This is a genomic window from Georgenia satyanarayanai (assembly GCF_900116375.1).
Taxonomy (GTDB): Bacteria; Actinomycetota; Actinomycetes; order Actinomycetales; family Actinomycetaceae; genus Oceanitalea; species Oceanitalea nanhaiensis.
Genome location: NZ_UETB01000001.1, coordinates 144,954 through 162,951, shown reverse-complemented (window position 1 = coordinate 162,951; position 17,998 = coordinate 144,954). Strand labels below are relative to the sequence as shown.

Annotated in this window: 14 protein-coding genes and 3 tRNA genes; 8 read left to right on the top strand and 9 right to left on the bottom strand. The window is 72.7% G+C overall.

Annotated elements, in window-relative coordinates; all coding sequences use genetic code 11:
* Positions 1–107 precede the first annotated feature (107 nt).
* Positions 108–4,133 carry an endo-1,4-beta-xylanase gene (locus tag DSZ44_RS00695; RefSeq protein ID WP_110850678.1) on the top strand — a complete coding sequence of 1,342 codons (4,026 nt, stop codon included), beginning with the start codon at positions 108–110 and terminating at the stop codon, positions 4,131–4,133.
* Between the two features lie 96 nt (positions 4,134–4,229).
* On the opposite strand, the gene DSZ44_RS00690 is transcribed toward DSZ44_RS00695, so the two are convergent.
* From DSZ44_RS00690 to DSZ44_RS00670, 5 genes are all read right to left on the bottom strand, one after another.
* The gene (locus DSZ44_RS00690) at positions 4,230–4,736 is read right to left on the bottom strand and encodes a DUF6650 family protein (protein WP_110850677.1); all 507 of its coding nucleotides are present in this window, start codon (positions 4,734–4,736) and stop codon (positions 4,230–4,232) included.
* A gap of 111 nt (positions 4,737–4,847) precedes the next feature.
* Positions 4,848–4,919 (bottom strand) — tRNA-Asn (locus DSZ44_RS00685).
* Positions 4,920–5,003: 84 nt separating this feature from the next.
* Positions 5,004–5,858, bottom strand: coding sequence for an aldo/keto reductase (locus DSZ44_RS00680; RefSeq protein WP_110850676.1), 855 nt, complete (start codon positions 5,856–5,858; stop codon positions 5,004–5,006).
* A 116-nt stretch (positions 5,859–5,974) separates the two neighbouring features.
* Positions 5,975–6,047, bottom strand: a tRNA-Asn gene (locus tag DSZ44_RS00675).
* Positions 6,048–6,128: 81 nt separating this feature from the next.
* Positions 6,129–6,635, bottom strand: coding sequence for a hypothetical protein (locus DSZ44_RS00670; protein WP_110850675.1), 507 nt, complete (start codon positions 6,633–6,635; stop codon positions 6,129–6,131).
* Between the two features lie 63 nt (positions 6,636–6,698).
* Here DSZ44_RS00670 and DSZ44_RS00665 point away from each other — a divergent pair.
* The 3 genes from DSZ44_RS00665 to DSZ44_RS00660 all read left to right on the top strand — a co-directional run bounded on the left by DSZ44_RS00665 (position 6,699) and on the right by DSZ44_RS00660 (position 8,063).
* Positions 6,699–6,772: transfer RNA gene (locus DSZ44_RS00665), tRNA-Ile, on the top strand.
* A gap of 169 nt (positions 6,773–6,941) precedes the next feature.
* Positions 6,942–7,094 carry a hypothetical protein gene (locus DSZ44_RS18140; RefSeq protein ID WP_181424490.1) on the top strand — a complete coding sequence of 51 codons (153 nt, stop codon included), beginning with the start codon at positions 6,942–6,944 and terminating at the stop codon, positions 7,092–7,094.
* 312 nt (positions 7,095–7,406) lie between these two features.
* On the top strand, positions 7,407–8,063 hold the full coding sequence (locus DSZ44_RS00660; protein ID WP_110850674.1) for an SMI1/KNR4 family protein: 657 nt from the start codon (positions 7,407–7,409) through the stop codon (positions 8,061–8,063).
* On the opposite strand, the gene DSZ44_RS00655 is transcribed toward DSZ44_RS00660, so the two are convergent.
* Complete coding sequence (locus DSZ44_RS00655) at positions 8,038–8,640, bottom strand: nucleotidyltransferase family protein (protein WP_110850673.1); 603 nt, start codon at positions 8,638–8,640, stop codon at positions 8,038–8,040. The genes DSZ44_RS00660 and DSZ44_RS00655 overlap by 26 nt on opposite strands.
* A gap of 57 nt (positions 8,641–8,697) precedes the next feature.
* On the opposite strand from DSZ44_RS00655, the gene DSZ44_RS00650 reads away from it, so the two are divergent.
* Positions 8,698–9,471 (top strand): endonuclease/exonuclease/phosphatase family protein, encoded by a 774-nt coding sequence (locus tag DSZ44_RS00650; RefSeq protein WP_110850672.1) that lies wholly within the window; start codon positions 8,698–8,700, stop codon positions 9,469–9,471.
* A gap of 42 nt (positions 9,472–9,513) precedes the next feature.
* Here the strand turns inward: DSZ44_RS00650 and DSZ44_RS00645 are convergent, their stop codons facing one another.
* Positions 9,514–11,403, bottom strand: a complete 1,890-nt coding sequence (locus DSZ44_RS00645) for an amidase (RefSeq protein ID WP_110850671.1) — start codon at positions 11,401–11,403, stop codon at positions 9,514–9,516.
* A gap of 132 nt (positions 11,404–11,535) precedes the next feature.
* On the bottom strand, positions 11,536–13,575 hold the full coding sequence (dnaG, locus tag DSZ44_RS00640; protein WP_110850670.1) for a DNA primase: 2,040 nt from the start codon (positions 13,573–13,575) through the stop codon (positions 11,536–11,538).
* Positions 13,576–13,866: 291 nt separating this feature from the next.
* Between dnaG and DSZ44_RS00635 the strand changes: the two genes are divergently transcribed.
* Positions 13,867–14,580 carry a GAF and ANTAR domain-containing protein gene (locus tag DSZ44_RS00635; RefSeq protein ID WP_110850669.1) on the top strand — a complete coding sequence of 238 codons (714 nt, stop codon included), beginning with the start codon at positions 13,867–13,869 and terminating at the stop codon, positions 14,578–14,580.
* 4 nt (positions 14,581–14,584) lie between these two features.
* Positions 14,585–16,066, top strand: coding sequence for a PP2C family protein-serine/threonine phosphatase (locus DSZ44_RS00630; RefSeq protein ID WP_110850668.1), 1,482 nt, complete (start codon positions 14,585–14,587; stop codon positions 16,064–16,066).
* Between the two features lie 21 nt (positions 16,067–16,087).
* Here the strand turns inward: DSZ44_RS00630 and DSZ44_RS00625 are convergent, their stop codons facing one another.
* On the bottom strand, positions 16,088–17,344 hold the full coding sequence (locus DSZ44_RS00625) for a deoxyguanosinetriphosphate triphosphohydrolase (protein ID WP_110850667.1): 1,257 nt from the start codon (positions 17,342–17,344) through the stop codon (positions 16,088–16,090).
* A 78-nt stretch (positions 17,345–17,422) separates the two neighbouring features.
* Here DSZ44_RS00625 and DSZ44_RS00620 point away from each other — a divergent pair, with 78 nt between their 5' ends.
* Complete coding sequence (locus tag DSZ44_RS00620) at positions 17,423–17,842, top strand: pyridoxamine 5'-phosphate oxidase family protein (protein WP_110850666.1); 420 nt, start codon at positions 17,423–17,425, stop codon at positions 17,840–17,842.
* Positions 17,843–17,998 lie beyond the last annotated feature (156 nt).

Sequence of the window (17,998 nt, the reverse complement as noted above, 5' to 3'; positions counted from 1 at the left end):
TCCGGCGTCGTCCGTCGTCCCCGAATCTCGACACCGTTATCGACATCGTTTTCGAACTCGGTTACCGTGCTGTCCGGCACCAGTTGACGATCTGCGAAGGAGCAGACATGACGCGGAACCGACCACGTTGGCGACCCTTGGGGGCCGGCCTGCTGGCCCTGACGATGACCGGAGGGGTCACGGCTGCGGCAGCGCCGGGTGACACTCCGGCCCTTGCGGCGGCAGGCGACCCCGTCGTCGTCGCGAGCACCGACTTCGAGGACGGCTCCTGGGAGCCGTGGACGCTCAGCGGTGAGCCCACCCTCTCCGTCGTCGAGGTCGACGGGGGTGGCAAGGCCCTGCAGGTCGCGGGCCGGACCGCCGACTACATCGGCATCCAGACGCCGGCCGGGCTCCTCGAGGAGGGCACCGAGTACACCTTCTCGATGCGCGCCCGGCTCGCCGAGGGCACGCCCGGCGAGGCCGGCGTCCGCTTCGTCATGAAGCCGGACTACACGTGGATCGGCAACACGACGATGACCGCCGACGCCTGGACCACCGTCACGGGCACCCTCACGGCGCCCGCGGACGGCCAGGTCTACATCGGCACCGGCGACCTCCCCGAGGGCACCTACGCCTACCTCCTCGACGACCTCCTCATCACCGCGGCACCCGACGGCGGAGACGACGACGGGTGGGAGCCCACCCCCGACCCGGACTTCGTCCCGGGCGGGGCGACCGACCCGGTCGAGGCCCAGGTGACGACGGCGCGCGGCACCGGCGACGTCGCCGCGCTGACCTTCGACGACGGCCCGAACCCCGGCGAGACCGCCGACCTCCTCGACTACCTCGCGGAGAACGACCTCACCGCGACGTTCTGCGTCATCGGCCAGAACATCCAGGCCGAGGGCGGCGCGGAGCTGCTGCGCCGGATGGTCGACGAGGGCCACACCCTGTGCAACCACACGACGAGCTACGCCGACATGGGCGCGTGGTCCCACGAGGAGGTCGAGGCCGACCTCAAGGAGAACCTCGCCATCATCCGCGGGGCGCTCGACGACCCCGACCACCCGGTCCCCTACTTCCGGGCGCCGAACGGCAGCTGGGGCGTCACGCCCGAGGTGGCCGTCGCGCTCGGCATGCAGCCGCTCGGCCTGGGCAACCTCATCTTCGACTGGGACGGCAACGACCTGTCCGAGGCGACGCTGACGGCGAACCTGCGCACCGCCGTCGCCCCGGGCGCCGTCGTCCTCGTGCACGACGGCGGCGGCGACCGGAGAAACTCGATCGCGGCCGTCCGCACCGTCGTCACCGAGCGGCTCGCGGAGGGCTTCACCTTCGCGCTGCCCAGCGGCGGGCTCCTCGACTCCGTCGCGCCGCTCGACCTGACCTTCGACTTCGAGGACGGCCTGCAGGGCTGGGAGCCGCGCGGCGACGCGGACGGCGACCCGACGGTGTCCGTGACGGACGCCGAGGCGCACGGCGGCGCGCAGGCTGCCCTCGTCGCGGGCCGCACCTCCCAGGGTGACGGCATCGGCCTCGACCTCACCGGACGGGTCGAGACGGGCACCACCTACGAGGTCACCGCCTGGGTGAAGATGGCGGCCGGTGAGGACACCGACGACATCTGGCTGAGCATGCAGCGCACCACCGACGGCGCCGACGCGTTCGACACCGTCGCCCAGGTCCCCGGCGTCACCTCCTCGGACTGGACCGAGGTGACGGCGACCTTCACGATGCCGGCCGCGGACAGCGCCCGGATCTACTTCGAGACGAGCTACAACACCGGTGGCGACGGCGACTTCCTCGTCGACGACGTGACGATCCGTGCCCAGGACAGCACCGGCATCGAGGACCTCACGCCCCTGCAGGACACCGTGCCCTTCCCCGTGGGCGTGGCGATCGACCGGCGCGAGACCCTCGGCGACTCCGCGGACCTCACCACCCGCCACTTCACCCAGGTGACCGGTGAGAACCACATGAAGCCCGAGGCCTGGTACGACGACGAGGGCACCTTCCGGATGCACCCGGAGGCTGCGGCGATCATGGACTTCGCCCAGGCCGAGGACCTCGACGTGTACGGCCACGTGCTCGTGTGGCACAGCCAGACCCCGGCCTGGTTCTTCCAGGACGAGGGCGGCGAGCCGCTCACCACCAGCGAGGCGGACCAGGCGGTCCTGCGCGAGCGGATGCGGGAGCACATCTTCTCCATCGCCGAGACGATGAGCGACGAGTACGGCCTGTTCGGCAGTGCGACGAACCCGCTGAACGCCTGGGACGTCGTCAACGAGGTCGTCTCCGACAGCGGGGAGTTCTCCGACGGGCTGCGCCGCAGCGAGTGGTACCGGATCCTCGGTGAGGAGTTCATCGACCTCGCCTTCGAGTACGCCGACGAGGCGTTCAACGACGTCTACGCCGCCCCGGGCACCGACCGCCCGGTCACGCTGTTCATCAACGACTACAACACCGAGCAGTCCGGCAAGCAGACCCGCTACTACGACCTCGTCCACCGGCTCGTCGACCGGGACGTGCCGATCGACGGCGTGGGCCACCAGTTCCACGTCAACCTCGCCATGCCGGTCCAGGCGCTGGAGGACGCGATCGTCCGCTTCCAGGACACCGGGCTCGTCCAGGTGGTCACCGAGCTCGACGTCACCACCGGCACGCCGGTGACGCAGGCGCTGCTCGTCGAGCAGGGCTACTACTACCGCGACGCGTTCCGTGTCTTCCGGGAGTACGCCGAGGACCTGTACTCGGTGACGGTCTGGGGGCTCATCGACACCCGCAGCTGGCGCAACGACAACGGCGCGCCGCTGCTGTTCGACGGCACGCTCACCGCCAAGCCCGCGTACTACGGCGCCGTGGACAGCGACGAGCTGCCCGCCCGCCAGCGCTCGGCGTTCGTCTTCGCCGGTGACGTCGCCCTCGACGACGACGCGTGGGACGCCGTCGAGTGGGCTCAGCTCCCGCTCCACACGGTGCAGGACGACGAGCTCGAGGAGCTCGCGGCGTTCCAGCTGCGCTGGGCGGAGGACCACCTCACGGTGCTCGCCGCCGTCACGGGCGACGCGGACGCCATCGAGATCGTCGTCGGCGAGGACTCCTACACCGTCGCGCGCGACGGTTCGGGCGACGCCGAGGCGATCACCGAGGACCTCGACGACGCCTGGCTCGCCGTCGTCCACGTGCCGCTCGACGCCGCGACCGAGGGTGACCTCCTCGGCTTCGACCTGCGGGTCGTCGGTGAGGACGGAGCGGCCGGGTGGAGCTCGCCGGGAACGCTCGCGCAGCTCACGCTCGTGGAGCCGCTGTCCTACCTCGAGGTGGCACCGGCCGAGGGGCTGCCGGCCGTCGACGGGGAGGTCGAGGACGTGTGGGAGTCGGCGAACGTCGTCACCACGGACAAGCAGACGCTCCTCGCCGAGGGGACGGATCCCGACGAGGCGGCGACGGCCGACGTCCGCACGCTGTGGGACGAGAACACGCTCTACGTCCTCATGGAGGTGACCGACGACGAGCTCAACGCCGAGCACAGCGACCCGTGGGCGCAGGACTCGGTGGAGATCTACGTCGACGCGGGCAACTACAAGAACGGCCCGTACCGCTACGACGACACGCAGATCCGCATCAGCTACGAGAACGTCGTGTCCTTCGGCACCGGCGACGAGGCGTTCCAGGCGAACCGCGTGGAGAGCGCGACGTCGCTGACCGAGGGCGGCTACGTCGTCGAGGTGGCCATCAGCCTCCTCGAGGAGGGCGGCCTGGGAACCTTCCACGGGCTGGACTTCCAGGTCAACGACGCGAGCACCGTCGACGGCGTCGCGACCCGCACCTCGATCCGCAACTGGGCCGACCCGACCGGGCTCGGATACCAGAGCACCGCGCGGTGGGGCGTGGGCCAGCTCGTGGACGCGGCCGAGGAGCCGACGACGCCGCCCACCGAGGAGCCGACGGAGCCGCCGACCGGTTCCCCGGCACCGACGGACGGGCCGACCGACGGCGCCACCCCGCAGGCCGCGGGCGGACCGGACGGTCCGGGCCGCGGGGGCCTGCCCGTGACCGGTGTGGAGCTCACCGCCCTGCTGCTCGCGCTGCTCCTGGTGGCGGGCGGGGGTGGGCTCGTCGCCCGCCGCCGGACGACCACCACCGGGTGACCGGCTGAGCGAGAAAGGGCCCCGTCAGGCGATCGCCTGACGGGGCCCTTCGCTGGTGCCATCCCCGACGACCTCTCTCGATCCGATCGCACCTACCTACAGCGTCAACCACTCCGGCTCCCGTGGCGTCCAGCTCCCCGGAACCAGCACGTTCAGCTCAGGAACGATGTCCTTCAGAGCCAGGCCCGAGACGTAGAGGCGATCACGCAGCCGAACAAGGGCGATGGCATATCGCGTCTCGTGGACGTCGACATGGTTGAGGTAGGCCGCGCAGTCGGCCTCCATCTGGCGGAGAGCCTTCACCACCGCACCGTCGAGCTCCTCGATCTGGTCGCAGAGCCCAGCGATCCGGTCTCGCAGATCCAGGACGGAACCGTTGCAGCGACGGCGATCCTCCTCATCGTCAACCAGGCCGACGTCCGCAGAGTGGCTGAACGCTCGCCTGCTCGCGAGGCGATTGAGAAGCGCCTGTACAAGGAGCGTCTCTCGACGCCTCTGACGGCGCCGCTCGATGTGCCGGTCCGCGCGCAGACCCATGAAGACGCCTGCGGCGGCTGCGACCAGCCCGACCACGAGGTCGATGACCGGACCAGTCCACTCCATGGAGCGACAGTAAGGGCACCAACCTGCCGCCGCGCAGCAAACGGGTCCTGGCGGTCCGCGGCCGGAGGCGTTGACCGACGCGAAAGCCCTCCCGGAGGAGGGCCCTTCCTGCTCCCGCGGCTGGATTCGAACCAGCAACCGTCCGATTAACAGTCGGATGCTCTGCCGTTGAGCTACGCGGGATTGCGGGGACGATGCTACCAGGGCGGAGCGAACGCTCCGCCGTCGTCGTCATGGCGACGACGGCGGAACGCCCGCCACACGGGGTCAGTCGAGCCGGATGCCACCGAGGCGCTTGGCCACCTCGGGGTCGTGGTGGTCGAGGGCGATCGACCGACCCGTCTCGAGCTCGGCGATGCGGCCCATCTCCTCCTCGCTCAGCTCGAAGTCGAAGACGTCGATGTTCTCCGCCATCCGCTCCGGGCGCGCCGACTTGGGGATGACGACGATGTCGCGCTGCACGAGCCAGCGCAGGGCCACCTGCGCGACGGTCTTGCCGTGCGCCTCGCCGATCGACGTGAGGGTGGAGTTGGTGAAGATGTCGTTCTTGCCCTCGGCGAGCGGGCCCCACGACTCGATCTGCACGCCCAGGCCCGCCATGACCTCCTGGTCGGTGGTGCGCTGGTAGAAGGGGTGGGTCTCGATCTGGTTGACGGCCGGGACGACGTCGCTGTGCTGGACGAGGTCGACGAGGCGGTCGGGGAAGAAGTTCGAGACGCCGATCGCCTTGGCCGCGCCCTCCCGGTGCAGCTCCTGCATCGCACGCCAGAAGGAGTAGTAGTCACCGAAGGGCTGGTGGATGAGGTAGAGGTCGAGGTAGTCGAGACCGAGCTTCTCCAGCGAGGTCTGGAAGGCGCGGCGGGTGCCCTCCTCGCCGCCGTCGTGGTTCCACAGCTTGGTGGTGATGAAGAGCTCCTCGCGCGGGATGCCGCTGGCGGCGATCGCGCGCCCCACGGCCTCCTCGTTGCGGTACCCGGCCGCGGTGTCGAGGTGGCGGTAGCCGGCGGCGAGCGCATCGGTGACGACCCGCTCGGTCTCCTCCGGAGGCACCTGGAAGACGCCGAAGCCGAGGATGGGCATCGTCGTGCCGGTGTTGAGCGTGACGGTGGGGATCTTGGTCATGCGTGGGCCTCCCGGGTGCGTGGGTGTTGGGCCCTGCCATGGTGCGCGCCGGCGCGGCCGGCCGCGAACGCAGGAAGCACAAAGGCCCGGAACCGTGAGGGTCCGGGCCTTGTCGGCTCCCGCGACTGGACTCGAACCAGTAACCGTCCGATTAACAGTCGGATGCTCTGCCAATTGAGCTACGCGGGATCGTGCGGATCGACTCTAACAGGACGGCGGCGTGGTCCGGGAGTCGCCCCCGGGCGCCCGGGCTGTGAGTTGGGCCGCACTTCAGGAGGTCAGGCCGACGGCCTCGCGGACCCTCCGCTCGAGCTCGTCGATCTCCCGGTCCGCGTCCTCGCCGCGGGGCAGCGGGCCGAAGGCGGTGACCTGGGAGTACAGGCTCCCGTCCTCCCGACGGCGGACCACGGCCCGCACGCGGGTGCCGCCGATCTCGACGGTCTCGTGGTGGACGACGGAGGCCTGCACGCGCTCGCGCAGCGCGGAGGTGAGCACCTCGACGTCGTCGGACTCGAGGACGAGCGGCTGCTCGGGGCGCTCCCGGTCGGCCCACGTGATCGTGAAGGTGCGGGTCTCCCCGTCCCAGGAGCCGTTCTCGATCTCGTGCCACGCGGTGCGCTGACCGAGCCCGTCCTCGCCGACGACGATCAGCGCGTCGCGGGCGACGACGGCGAAGGAGCCGTTCGTCATCGCGGCGAAGGCGAGCGGCCGGTCAGCCTTGGGCAGGTGCGCGGCGACGGCGTCGGGCAGGCGGGCGGAACGACGGAAGATCGGCACGCCCTCACGGTATCCCGCCGACCGGCCGCTAGGATTGCCGGGCCGTGGCGGCCCGCCGCCCGCGCCCCAGTAGCTCAGCCGGTCAGAGCAGCGGACTCATAATCCGTCGGTCGTGGGTTCAAGCCCCACCTGGGGCACCGACGACGGTGCGTGAGCAAGTCCCCCTCCTTTCGACGGAGGCGCGCGCCCTGCAAAGGCCCGATTTGCCCGAAAGCACCGGGTTTACGCCCAGGTCCGGGCTACGTTGGGGCCAGCTGTTGATCGGCGCCACGGGCGGTGGCGCCGGCACCCAACGGGAGGGAACCCATGGGCAAGCGACCGATCACCTCGACGACCCCGGAGACCACCACCACGCGCAGGTCGCCCTGGCACGACGTCGTGGCGGCACAGCACGAGCTCCAGCAGGCGCGGCTCCGCGTCGCCATCGAGGACGACGGGGACATCGAGGAGTACCTGTAGGGGCTCTCCGTTCACGGCCACCACCAGATCGGCCGTACCTCCGCACCCGCGTGGCCGGCCGCGCTGCCCGGACATGAAGGCACCGCCCCGGGCGGTGTCCCTACCTCTGGGGGGAGAAGGAGGAACCCGGGATCCGGGGCGGTGCAGTCCTACGTTAGTACCGGACAGCGTCCTCCGGAAGTAGGAGAGAGGGGATGTGGCGGACGGCACACGGCGCGCTGCGCATCCACGACGACATACCGGCACATACCGGGCCAACTCTCCCCGGGGAGCACGTCTCGGGGGACACGTCCCCTCCGGCACACTGCTGGCATGACCACACCCGACATCCAGCGCGTGCTGCGCGCCTGGCGGGCCGCCGGCGCCCACATCGAGCTCGGCGAGCCCGCCGACGAGGCTCTCATCGCCCGAGCGGAGGCCGAGCTCGGACTCCCGTTGCCCCGGGAGGTGCGGGAGCTCTACGCCGCGGGCAACGGGATGTCGCTCGCCTCCGGTGACCTCGTCCTCCACCCGCTCGTCGGCCTTGAGCACCAGGGCGTCACCGGAGGGTCCCGGCAGCTGCGCCAGTGGGACTGGCCGGTGCCCGAGGAGCTGGTCGTCCTCGGGGACAGCGGCGGGGAGGAGGTCCTCGGCGTCTGGGTGGTGCCCGAGGCACAGCGCACCCTCGTCGTGACGATGGGCTCGCCGCTGGACGAGCCGGCCCTCGCGGTCCTCGGTACCAGCCTCGCCGGCTTCCTCGCTGCGTGGTCGGCCTACTTCCTGCCCCTCGGGGACCCGGGCGACGACCCCGCCATCGCCGACTGCCTCGCCGAGCTCGGCGCGCCGGCGCCGCTCACCAGCCCGGACGACGAGGAGCACCTCCTGCGCCTGCTCGCCTGGGGCTCCCCCGACCTGCCCGACCCGCGCCCGGACCCCTACGAGCGCCCGCTCTCCCCTGCCGAGCTCACCCGCCTCGCCCAGCAGGACTGACGGCCGTGCCTCCGCTCACCGTCGCCGGCTCGATGATCTGCAGGTCCTCCACGAGCTGGAGGAACGCCCGCGCGTAAGGACTGTAGGAGACCTCGTCGCGCACCCGCTGCCAGTCGATCTGCTCGCGCAGCGCGCGGGTGAAGGGCAGCAGGCGGCCGAAGTCGCAGTAGTGCTCCCCCAGCACCCGAAGCTTGGAGGAGATGACGTCGGTGGCGCTGAGCACCGGCATCCGCACGGCCAGCACCTCGAGGACGTCGGCCCGCTCGAAGAGCTCGTCGTGCACCGGCTCGCCGGACATCCGGTAGAGCACGTCGACGAGCTGGCCCTTGTGGTACGCCTTGAACAGCCAGTTCTCCGCGGGCTCGTGGACGTCGAGACCGGCCGCGCCGATCGCGGCGCGCGCCTGGTCGATGTGCTCCTCCTTGATGACGAAGTCGGCGTCGTGCTCCGGCTCCGGCGCCCCCCGCACCCAGGCCGCGTAGCTGCCGCACAGCGCGAACGGGATGTCGGCCTCCGTCAGCGCGACGGCCGCCATGCGCAGGGCGTCGTGCAGCGCCTCTCGTTCCTCGTCTGCCATGGCACGGGTCTACACGAGGGTGTGCGCTCCTGCACCGTGAGAACCACAATCGAGGTCATGCGCCTGGCTACCTTCAACATCCTGCACGGACGCTCGCTGGTCGACGACGAGGTGGACCTGGACCGGTACGCCCGAGCGGTCCGCGCCCTGGACGCCGACATCCTCGCCCTCCAGGAGGTGGACCGGGACCAGCCGCGCTCCCACGGCGCCGACCTCACGACGATCGCCGCCGAGGCGATGGGTGCCGCCGACCACCGCTTCGCCGCCACCCTCGCGGGGCTCCCGACGACGTGGTCCGCCGCCACCGGCGACCTCCAGCCGGGGACCGCGAGCTACGGCGTCGCGCTCCTCTCGCGCTGGCCCGTCCGCTCATGGACCGTCATCCCGCTGGACGCCATGCACGGTCCGGTGCCGGTCGTCTTCGACGGGGCGGAGGAGCCCACGATGGTGGTCGACGAGCCGCGCGTCGCCGTCGCCGCCGTCGTCGAGACGCCCGAGGGACAGATGACGGCGGTCTCCACCCACCTCACCTTCATCCCCGACTGGACGGCGGTGCAGCTCGAGCGCCTCGTCGCCGCCCTCGCCGAGATGCCGCGCCCGGCCGTCCTCATGGGCGACCTCAACATGGCCGGCTCCCGCCCCACCGTCGCGACCGGCTGGCGGTCCCTGGCCGACGCGCTCACCTTTCCCGTCTCCCACCCCGACCGGCAGATCGACCACATCCTCGCCGAGGGTGCGGTCCGGCCCGCCGGCGAGGCGCGCTCCGTGGCCACCGGCATCTCCGACCACCGCGCCCTCGTCGTGGACGTCGAGCGCGGCTGGCACGGCTGAGGGTGGGAGGGGCGGCCGGCAGCCGGCCGCCCCTCCCTCGCCTCAGTCGGCGAGGCGTCGGCGCAGCAGGGGCAGCGCGATCCCGGCGGCGAGCAGCAGTGCCGCGGCTCCCGCGAGCACCCCGACCCCGGCCCCGGTGTTCGCGAGCGACCCGCCGGTGGCCGGCGCCGGCGTGACCGGTGCCGGGTCGGCGGCCGGCGGCTGCGTCGGCTCCGGCGCCGGCTCGGTCGGCTCGGGCTCGGTGGGTGCGGGCTCCGTCGGCTCCGGTTCCGTCGGCTCGGGCTCCGTAGGCTCGGGAGCCGCGATCTCCGGCGTGCTGGCCGGCGCGGTGCGGTGGCCGGTCGCCTGCTCGTAGTCGTAGGCCATGGCGAGCAGCTCAGGCTCGCTGAAGGGCAGCCCCATGAGCTCGAGCCCGACGGGCAGCCCGGCGTCGGTGAAGCCGGCCGGCACGGTGAGCGCGGGGAAGCCGGTCTGCGCGGAGGAGGCGCAGTTGGTGCCGGGCTGGGACTCCCCGACCGGCTGGGCGACCTGCCGGATCGTCGGGTAGGCCAGGGCGTCGAGGCTGCCGTCCTCGAAGGTCTCGACGAGGATCTCCCGGGCCTGCTGCTGCTTCTCCAGCCGCTCCAGGTACTCCGGCGTGGGCATCTCCGGCGCGGCGTCGAAACGCTCGAGGGTCGTGAGCACCGAGGGCGTGACGTCACCGCTCGCGACGATGTCGGAGAGCGTGAGCGCGTCCGCGGGCTCCGTCAGGGCCGCCAGCCCCTCGGGCCACTCGGCACCGTCCTGCGCGAGGTAGGTGTTGAGGTCGCGCTTGAACTCGTCGCCGATGACGCCTGACTGGGCGATCGCGTCGACGTACTCCTGCGGCATCTCGATCTCGACGACGGTCGCACCCTGCTCCTCCAGGTCCGCTGCCGCCGCCCGCACGAGGGCGCTGGTGGGCTCCTCGGCCGGGGTGACACCGAGGTACTCCGGGTTGACGAGGAGGCCGATCGTGCGGCCCTCGAGGGCGTCGTCGTCCAGGACGTCGCGGTAGGAGTCGGGGACCAGGCCCTCGGCGCGCGCGGTCACCGGGTCCTTCGGGTCGTAGCCGACCGTGGCGTCGAGGAAGATCGCGACGTCCTCGACCGTCTTGGCGAGCGGGCCGCCGACGTCCTGGGTGTCGGACATCGGGGCGATCCCGTCCCGGCTCAGCAGGCCCATCGTCGGGCGCAGCCCCACGAGGTTGTTCTGCGCCGCGGGGATGCGGATGGAGCCGCACGTGTCCGAGCCGAGCCCCGCCGTCGCGAAGCTCGCGGCCACGCCGGCGCCGGTGCCGCCGCTGCTGCCCCCGGGGTTACGGGTCTGGTCGTAGGGGTTGCGGGTCTGCCCGCCGAGGGAGCTGATGCTCGTGATGCCGGCGGCGAACTCGTGCAGGTTGGTCTTGGCGATGACGACCGCCCCGGCGGCCCGGAGCCGCTCGACCTGCGTCGCGTCGTCGGGCGCCTGGAAGTCCGCGAGCGCCACCGAGCCGTTGGACGTCGGCATGTCACCGGTGTCGTAGTTGTCCTTGACCACGATCGGCACGCCGTGCAGCGGGCCGCGGACACGGCCGGCGGCGCGCTCGGCGTCGAGGGCCGCCGCCTCCGCGAGGGCGTTGTCGTTGACGGTGATGACCGAGGAGAGCCCGGGCTGGTCGTCGTACGCGTCGTCGTACATCGCGATGCGCTCGAGGTAGCGCCCGACGAGGGCGACGGACGTCGTCTCGCCCGAGTCGAGCAGGGCGGCGGCGTCGGCCACCCCGAGCTCGACGACGGCCGGGTAGGGGTCGGGGGTGGTGACGACACCGAAGGCGGACGGAGCGGCGACGCTCAGGCAGGCGACGCTCGCGGTCGCCGCGAGGACGCCGACCCGCCGTCTGGCGCCTGCGGGTCTCGTGTCGGGTGTGCGCATGGTTCTCCTCGTCTCGCAGGACGCGCGTGAGGCGCGAGGGCCACCGGCGGCCCTGGCCCGCACGCTAGGAGGGGCGTGTTTCGCCGCAGTTGCGCCCGGGTTTCCTCGCGTGACGAGGTGCGGGCGGACCGCTCAACCGTCCTCGCGCAGGGCGCGGCGGCGGTTCTCCATGGCGACGAGCTCACCGAAGAGGCGCACCGCCTCCTCGCTGTCCGGGGGTGTGCGCTGCAGCCGGCCCTTGAGGTCGGCGATCTGCCGGGTCAGGCCCATCTGGATGAGGGAGAGCAGGACACCGCGGGCGTAGTTGCCCAGCGCCTCGGGCCGGTCCTCGGGCAGCGGCGCGACGGCGAGCTCGGTGATGACGCCGGCGACCGGCCCGACGGAGTTCTCCCGCAGCGTCTCCGTCCACCAGCTGGCGGCGTGGCGCTCGCCGTCGGCGCGGCCGCGCTCGCTGCTCGCGCGGTCGAGCTCGGTCCCGTAGGCGCGGGTGCCGCCGGCCGCGCGGATCGCGTCGTGCACGCCGCGGTAGGCCGGGACGGTGAAGGTGTCCGGCGGCAGGTCGTCGAAGCCGGCGCCGAGCGCGAGGTGGGGCAGCTGGAGGACGACCTCGAGCACCTGGCGCTCGAGCCGTGCCACCGGGTCCTCCCGACCCGGCCGCGAGCCCTGACGGGCGGAGGTGGGCTCGGCCCCATAGCGACCGCCGTCGTCGCCGCGTCCGCCGCGGGACTGGCCGCCGTACCGGCCGCCCTGCTCGCCCCGCCCCCCCTGCGAGGACTCACCGGCCGATCCCCCGCGCCCGCCGCCCCCGCCCCGCTCGGCCTGGCCGACGGCGCGACGCACCGCGACCTCGTCCATCCCGAGCCAGCCCGCCAGCTCCCGTGCGTACTCCGCGCGCAGGGCGCGGTCGCGGATGCCGGCGACGACGGGCGCCGCGGACCGCAGTCCGGCCACCCGGCCCTCGGCGGTGTTGAGGTCCACGCGCCGCAGCGCCGAGCGGATGGCGAAGGCGAAGAGCGGCTCGCGGCTGTCGACGAGGCCGCGCACGGCCGCCTCGCCCCGCTGCTGCCGCAGGTCGCACGGGTCCATGCCGCTGGGCTCGACTGCGACGAAGGTCTGCGAGGCGAACTTCTGGTCCTCCCCGAACGCCCGCAGCGCCGCCTTCTGCCCGGCCTCGTCGCCGTCGAAGGTGAAGATGACCTCCCCGCCGCGCGTGGTGCCGGAGGAGAGCATGACGCCGGACGCGGCGTCGCTGCTGTCCCCCAGCAGCCGGCGCACGATGCGCACGTGGTCGGGGCCGAAGGCGGTGCCGCAGGTCGCGATCGCCGTCCCCACGCCCGAGAGGTGGGCGGCCATCACGTCGGTGTAGCCCTCGACGACGACGACCCGCTTGTCCTTGGCGATCGCGCGCTTGGCGAGGTCGATGCCGTAAAGAACGGAGGACTTCTTGTAGATCGGCGTCTCGGGGGTGTTGAGGTACTTGGGCCCCTGGTCGTCCTCGGACAGCTTGCGGGCGCCGAAGCCGATCGTGTCCCCGGTGACGTCCCGGATCGGCCACACGAGGCGGCCGCGGAAGCGGTCGTACACCCCGCGGTTGCCCTGGGAGACGAGCCCGGAGGCGATGAGCTCGGGCTCGGTGAAGCCGCGGCCGCGCAGGTGTCGCAGCAGACCGTCCCACCCCTGGGGGGCGAAGCCGACGCCGAAGGTGGCCGCAGCCTGCTCGTCGAAGCTGCGCTCGGCGAGGAAGCGGCGCCCGATCTGCGCCTGCGGGGTGAGGAGCTGCTCGCGGAAGAACTCCTCGGCCACCCGGTGGGCGTCGATGAGGCGCTGGCGGCGGCCGTGGTCGCCGCCGGGCCGGGCGGGGCCGCCGTCCTCGTAGCGCAGCTGGATGCCGGTGCGGCCCGCGAGGTGCTCGACCGCCTCGGCGAAGGACAGGTGGTCGATCTTCTGGACGAAGGAGATGACGTCCCCGCCCTCGTCGCAGCCGAAGCAGTGCCACAGGCCCAGCTGGGGGCGCACGTGGAAGCTCGGGGTGCGCTCGTCGTGGAAGGGGCACAGCCCCTTCATCGAGCCGACGCCGGCCTGGCGGAGCGTCACGTGCGCGCCCACGACCTCCTCGATGCGGGCACGCTCGCGGACGGTCGCGATGTCCTCCCGCTTGATCAGCCCTGCCACGTCCCGAGTGTAGGTCGTCCGCCCCGACGCCCGTGCGGCCTCCGCACGGCTCGGCCGCCGGCACCCGTTCCACCGTGTGCCACGTCACTCGGGTATACCGTGGTGGCAAGCCGTCAGGAGCACTCTGTTTCTCCCCCGGGGCGCGGCCCAGCGTTTCCTGGGGCGGCGGCCGTCGTCCACCGAGGACCTGGGTCGATCCCTGCAGACCACCCAGGAGAACCCGATGCCGACTCCGACCCCTCGCGGCGGCGCACCTGGCGCCCGCCCCCTCCACCCCGACGTGTGCCCGCCATGGACGTGAGGCTGGGCGAGGACCTCGGTCCCGCGATGGCGCGCGCGTCGGGCCTCCTCCTGTCCGGCCGTGTGGTCGAGGCCGTGCTCCCCCTGCTGACGGCGACGGCGCTGCACGTGGTCCCGGGCGCCGTCGGCTCCGGGATCACCCTGCTGGGCGGCGACGGCTCGCGGGCCACGGCGGCCGGCACGGACCCCCTCGTGGAGCGGGCCGATGCGCTGCAGTACGAGCTGGACGAGGGGCCGTGCCTGGACGCGTGGCGCCAGCGCCGCTCCATCGTGGCCGACGACCTCGCCGCCGAGGAACGGTGGCCCCGGTGGGCGCCGCTGGCGGTCGAGCTCGGCCTGCGCTCCGTCGCGAGCGCCGGGCTCGTGGCCGGGGAGGCCTCCGTGGGGGCGATCAAGCTGTACTCGAGCCGCACGGCGGCCTTCGACGAGGCCGACCGGGCCGCGCTGGCCCTCTTCGCCGCGCAGGCGGCGATCCTCGTCAACAGTGCCCAGACCTTCCAGCGCGCCGGCCACCTGAGCGAGGACGTGCAGGCCGCTCTCCGCGAGCGGGACACCGTCACCCGAGCGACCGGGCTCATCATGGGCCGCGAGAAGGTGCCGGAGGACCGGGCCTTCGGCTACCTCATGAGCCGCGCGCAGAGCGAGGGCACGCCGCTCCACGAGACCGCCGCCCGGCTGCTCCGCTCCGCGAGCACGGGGACCTAGACCCGTGGCCGTCATCACGCCGGGCCGCCAGCGGGAGCTGTCCCGGCACGCCCAGGTGAGCGCCCGGCTCGGCACCGACGAGCTGTGGAAGCGGTACTTCGCCGTCGGCGGGACCGCGGGCGCCCTCGAGCTGGACGCCTACCTCAACGGCGCCCTCGACCTCCCGCCCGAGCAGCGCGACCGTGTCGCCCTGGCCATCAACGAGCACATCGACGCGCTCGCCGGCAAGGTGCGCGCGCCGTACTCGCGCCCCCTGCGCTCCGCCGGCGACCAGGACGCCGCCCTCGCCGCCCTCCGGGAGCTGCTGCGCGGCACCCACCTCGCGCCACCGGACCGGATCCCGGCGGCCCTGGACGCGGCGGCCGCGCACCTGGGGCTCACGGCGGTGATCTACCTCGCCGACTACGCCAACGAGGTCCTCGTCCCCTTCCCCGGCCGGCACGGCACCGACCGGGCCCCGATGACCATCGACGCCACCCTGGCGGGGCGGGCCTACCGCCACCTCAGGCCGCAGACCACAGTCAGCGACGGTCAGCCCCGCATCTGGATGCCCATCCTCGACGGCGTCGAACGCCTCGGCGTGCTCGACGTCATGGTGGAGGACTCCCTCGACCTGCACGACCCCGTCCTGCACCGCCAGGTGTGGCTGGTCTCGCACTACCTCGGGCACCTGCTCACGGCGCTGGAGGTGTTCGGCGACAGCATCGACGCCGTCCGCCGCACGCACCCGCGCAGCATCGAGGCCGAGCTCGTGTGGAGCCTCCTCCCGCCGCTGACCGCCGGCACCGACAAGGTCCTCCTCAGCGGCCGGCTCGAGCCGTCCCACGACGTCGGCGGGGACGTCTTCGACTACTCGCTGTCCCCCACCCGGGCGCACTTCGCCGTCGTCGACGCCACCGGCCACGACCTCCGTGCCGGGATGGCGGCGGCGGTGAGCCTCGCGGCGTACCGCAACGCGCGCCGCCAGGGCCACGGCCTGTTCGCGCAGGCCGAGGCCGTCCACGGCACGCTCGCCGAGCACTTCGGCGGGCAGTACGTCTTCGCCACCGGGGTGTTCGGCGAGCTGGACCTGGACTCCGGTCGCCTGCGCTACTTCGTCCCCGGGCATCCCGCCCCCCTGCTCCTGCGCCGCGGCAAGGTCGTCAAGACCCTCGACCAGGGCCGTCGTTCACTGCTCGGGCTGGACGTCTCGAGCGCGGCCCTCGGTGAGGAGCGGCTGGAGGCCGGTGACATCGTCGTCATCTACACCGACGGCATCACCGAGGCCCGCGACGCCCGGCGTCAGTTCTTCGGGACCGCCCGCCTCATCGACACGATCGAGCGTGCGGCTGGCGACGCCACGCCGCTCCCGGAGATCGCCCGCACCGTCCTCCAGGACCTCCTGCGGCACCAGAAGGGAGTCCTGCAGGACGACGCGACGCTCGTCCTCGTCCAGTGGACCACCGAGGCCCAGGCCGACCTGGACCCCACGCTCCTGCAGGGCTGAGGCTCGGGGACAGGCCCCCGGCTACCCGCACAGGCGCTGGTGCCACGCCTGGGCGCTCGTGTCGGTCAGGGAGGCGACCTGGTCGACGACGACGCGCAGGCGGGTGCCGTCGTCCCGCGCCTCCTCCCAGTCGGCGACGAAGGTCGTCTCGAGCTCGGCGGGCCCGGCGGCGAGGAGCGCCGCGGTGAGCTGCGTGAGCATCGTCCGCTGCCGGCGGTAGACCGGCTCGCTCTCCCGCGGCGCCATGACGTAGTGCGCGGTGACGCCCTTGAGGACGACGATCTCGGCGAGCGTGTCGTCCGGGACGACGAGCTCCGCGCCGTAGCGGGTGAGCCGCCCGTCACCGAAACGCTCGCGGGTGGCGTCGTGGGCGGCGTTGCAGAACCGGCCGATGAGCTGGCTCGTCATGTCCTTGAGCGCCGCCCGGTCGCGGCGGCTCTCGCTCCACGAGTCGAGCCACACCGGCAGCGCGACGAGCCGCTCGAGGGCCGCGCCGAGCACGTCGTCGGACACGGCCGGGTTGTACCACTGGCGGGTCTGGGCGACGACGGCGGCCTGCTGGTCCGCCCGGCGCAGCACCGCGAGGTCGATGCGGCCACCGACGACGGCGTCCTCGACGTCGTGCACCGAGTAGGAGATGTCGTCGGCCAGGTCCATGACCTGCCCCTCGATCGACAGCCGCCGCTCGGGGGCCCCCTCCCGCATCCAGGTGAACACCGGCAGGTCGTCGGCGTAGACGCCGAACTTGCGCGACGGGCGCCCGCCCGGCTTCTTCGGCGCCTGCTCCACCGGCCACGGGTACTTCGTCGCGGCGTCGAGGCTCGCGCGGGTGAGGTTCAGGCCCACGGGGGTGCCGTCGGCGGTGAAGGCCTTGGGCTCGAGCCGGGTGAGCAGCCGCAGGGTCTGCGCGTTGCCCTCGAAGCCGCCGATGTCCGCGGCCGCCTCGTCCAGCGCGCGCTCCCCGTTGTGCCCGAAGGGCGGGTGGCCGAGGTCGTGGGCCAGGCAGGCGGTGTCGACGACGTCGGGGTCGCAGCCCAGCGTCTTGCCCAGCTCGCGGCCCACCTGCGCGACCTCGAGGGAGTGGGTGAGCCGCGTGCGAACGAAGTCGTCGCTCGAGGGCCCCAGCACCTGTGTCTTCGCGCCGAGGCGCCGCAGCGCCGAGGAGTGGACCACGCGGGCGCGGTCCCGCTCGAAGGCGGTGCGGTTGGGGTTCTTCGGCTCCTCCTGCCACCAGCGCTCACGGTCGGCGTCGCCGTACGGGGCGTCCAAGTCCTTCACAGGCCCGAGCCTATGGCGGATCGGTGCGAAGCCGGGCCCATCCGGGCCGGTGTCGGTGCCCGCGGCTACCGTGTGGCCATGGCACTGACCCGAGAAGACCGTGAACAGTTCCTGGCCGAGCCGCACATCGGTGCGCTGTCCGTGGCCGCCGAGCCGGGCCGCGCGCCGCTCGTCGTGCCCATCTGGTACCAGTACACCCCCGGCGGGCGGCTGTGGGTGCTCACCGGCGGGCAGTCGCGCAAGGCGCGGCTCATCCGCGCCGCGGGCCGGTTCAGCGTCATGGCCGAGCGGGTGACGCCCACCGTCCGCTACGTCTCCGTGGAGGGACCGGTCACCGACGTGCGGCCGCAGACGGAGGAGGAGGTCACCGAGATGACCTACCGCTACCTCTCCGGTGCCGCCGCGGAGGGCTACCTCGCGATGGCGCGCACCGAGCTCACCGACCACGTCGTCATCGAGATGCAGCCCGAGCACTGGCTCAGCGCGGACCTCGGCTAGCGCTACGGCCCCCTTCGCTCCCTCACCGCTGACCTCCCCGGTTGTCCTCTGACCTACCGCGTCGACGCACGTCTGCGGGAGGTGAACCGGGGAGGTCACGTTCGCGCCGCTCCACCCACCGGGCGCGTCGACCCGGTCCTCATGTCGTCCTGCGCC